At 38.2% G+C, this 2,902-nt stretch carries 1 protein-coding gene; it reads left to right on the top strand.

Annotated elements, in window-relative coordinates; genetic code table 11:
• Positions 1-192: 192 nt before the first annotated feature.
• On the top strand, positions 193-2,460 hold the full coding sequence (locus BLS90_RS16575) for an aconitate hydratase (RefSeq protein WP_091259623.1): 2,268 nt from the start codon (positions 193-195) through the stop codon (positions 2,458-2,460).
• Positions 2,461-2,902: the final 442 nt, after the last annotated feature.

Genomic DNA, 2,902 nt, shown 5'->3' with positions numbered 1-2,902 from the left:
GTTTCTTCATGTTTTTCCATTAGGATACTTTTTGTGTATCGCTATTTCAGGACGGGACATAATTATATCAAAAAGCCTGAGTCTGTCAAAAGACTTAGGCTTTTTTTATGGGTATAGTTTCTCTATTTTTTGTACCTTGTGACTATTAAATGGTTGAATTTTTATTACACATAACAAACAATCCTATACATTATGGCTTTTGATATTGAAATGATTAAAAAAGTGTACGACAACATGGCAACTCGTGTTGATAAAGCACGCGAAATAGTTGGACATCCACTTACTTTAACGGAGAAAATCTTATACAATCACCTTTGGGATGGAATGCCATCAAAAGCTTTTAGACGTGGTGCTGATTATGTTGATTTTGCTCCAGATAGAGTCGCTTGTCAAGATGCTACTGCTCAAATGGCGTTGTTACAATTCATGCACGCTGGTAAAGCTAAGGTTGCTGTGCCTACAACGGTGCATTGTGATCACTTGATCCAAGCTAAAGTTGATGCGGTGACGGATTTGGCAAGAGCCAAAACACAAAGTAATGAAGTGTTTGAGTTTCTTTCGTCAGTATCTGATAAGTACGGAATAGGTTTTTGGAAACCAGGAGCAGGGATTATTCACCAAGTAGTACTTGAGAATTATGCATTTCCAGGTGGAATGATGATTGGAACCGACTCACATACCGTAAATGCGGGTGGTTTAGGAATGGTAGCTATTGGTGTTGGTGGTGCTGATGCTGTCGATGTAATGTCAGGAATGGCCTGGGAATTAAAATTTCCTAAATTAATTGGAGTAAAATTAACGGGTAAGCTTTCTGGTTGGACAGCTCCAAAAGACGTTATCCTTAAAGTAGCCGGAATTCTTACTGTAAAAGGGGGGACTGGTGCTATAGTTGAATATTTTGGCGAAGGCGCAACCGCTATGTCATGTACTGGTAAAGGAACAATCTGTAATATGGGTGCCGAAATTGGTGCTACAACTTCTACATTTGGGTATGATGATTCCATGAGTCGTTATTTACGTTCTACAGACAGAGCTGATGTAGCTGATGCAGCCGATAAAATTGCGCCGTATTTAACTGGTGATGCAGAAGTATATGCTAATCCCGAATTGTATTTTGATCAAGTAATCGAAATCAATTTAGACGAATTAGAACCGCATTTAAACGGTCCTTTTACACCAGATTTAGCAACCCCTATTTCTAAAATGAAAGAGGAAGCCATCAAAAATAATTGGCCTTTGAAAATTGAAGTGGGTTTAATTGGTTCTTGTACAAATTCCTCCTACGAGGATATTGCTCGTGCAGCTTCAATAGCAAAACAAGTTACGGATAAAAACTTAAAAATTAAATCAGAATTTACCATTACTCCTGGTTCTGAATTGGTTCGATACACTATAGAACGTGACGGATTTATCGATATTTTTGATAAAATGGGAGCGACTGTATTTGCAAATGCCTGCGGACCTTGTATTGGAATGTGGGATCGAGAAGGAGCAGACAAAGAAGAGCGCAACACAATTGTTCACTCGTTCAACCGCAACTTCTCTAAGCGTGCTGATGGAAATCCAAATACTTTAGCATTCGTAGGTTCACCGGAATTGATAACTGCACTGGCCATCGCGGGTGATTTAAGTTTCAACCCATTGACAGATACTTTGATCAATGAAAATGGTGAAGAAGTTAAATTAGAAGCACCAACAGGGGATGAATTACCTTCAAAAGGTTTTGCTGCTGAAGATCCCGGTTTTCAAGCACCAGCCGAAGATGGTTCCGGTATCGTTGTTTCGGTGAGCGAAACTTCGGAGCGTTTGCAGTTATTAGTGCCTTTCTCATCTTGGGATGGAAAAAATATTACAGGAGCTAAATTGCTTATCAAAGCTTTCGGAAAATGTACTACAGATCACATCTCGATGGCTGGACCATGGTTGCGTTTCCGTGGACACTTAGATAATATTTCTAATAATATGTTGATTGGTGCTATCAATGCATTCAACCAAAAACCAAATAAAGTTAAAAACCAACTGACTGGTATTTATGATGCAGTTCCCGCCGTTGCGCGTGCGTACAAAGCAGCTGGAGTACCATCGATTGTTGTGGGTGACCATAACTACGGAGAAGGATCTTCTCGTGAACATGCCGCTATGGAACCGCGTTTCCTAGGTGTAAAAGCAGTATTGGTAAAATCATTTGCCCGTATTCACGAAACAAATCTTAAGAAACAAGGGCTATTAGGTTTAACCTTTGCAACGGAGGCTGATTACGATAAAATTCAAGAAGATGATACAATCAACTTCACGGATTTAGTTGATTTTGCTGTTGGAAAACCATTAACATTGGAATTCGTTCACGCGGATGGAACCAAAGATGTAATTTTGGCAAACCATACTTATAACGAAGGTCAAATAGGTTGGTTCGTAGCCGGTTCAGCATTAAACCTGATTGCTGCTGCTGGAAAAGCATAAGTAAAGTAAATAATTTTTATAGTAAAAACTCTCAAGTCAACTTGGGAGTTTTTTTTGGTTCAAATTCACTTATTTTTTGGAGCTGCTTCCTGCTGGCCGTTTCAGGCTTTATCATACAATTGCTTTTTCATGATCATAAAGGAGCTTCCGCTGGTCGCTCTTTATGATCGGGAAAAATAAGCAATTCTATTTCAAAAGGCTTTCCTCTTTCATCAGGGCTACAAACGATATCCCTTATTTTCACATATTTCTTGTTGTTCAAATAAGATTTTTTGAAAAAAAAGAAAAGAGTCAAAGGTGTAAAATAGAAGTAAAATTCAAAAAAAAGGGCGATTTTTTAATTTTTGAACATTGTTGTCCGATAAAAAAGAAGCCAAATTAATGGCTTCTTAAAATAATCGTAATTTAGAGTTGCAAAATTCAAATAACGATGGGTAAAAAT

This window comes from Flavobacterium omnivorum (assembly GCF_900099915.1).
Taxonomy (GTDB): domain Bacteria; phylum Bacteroidota; class Bacteroidia; order Flavobacteriales; family Flavobacteriaceae; genus Flavobacterium; species Flavobacterium omnivorum.
The sequence above is the reverse complement of the archived record's forward strand: the minus strand, read 5'-3'. Positions and strand labels throughout refer to the sequence as shown.

Bases quoted from the DNA above. Each gene is read 5' to 3' on its own strand.
- BLS90_RS16575 (WP_091259623.1), top strand. From the start codon at position 193: ATGGCTTTTGATATTGAAATGATTAAAAAAGTGTACGACAACATGGCA.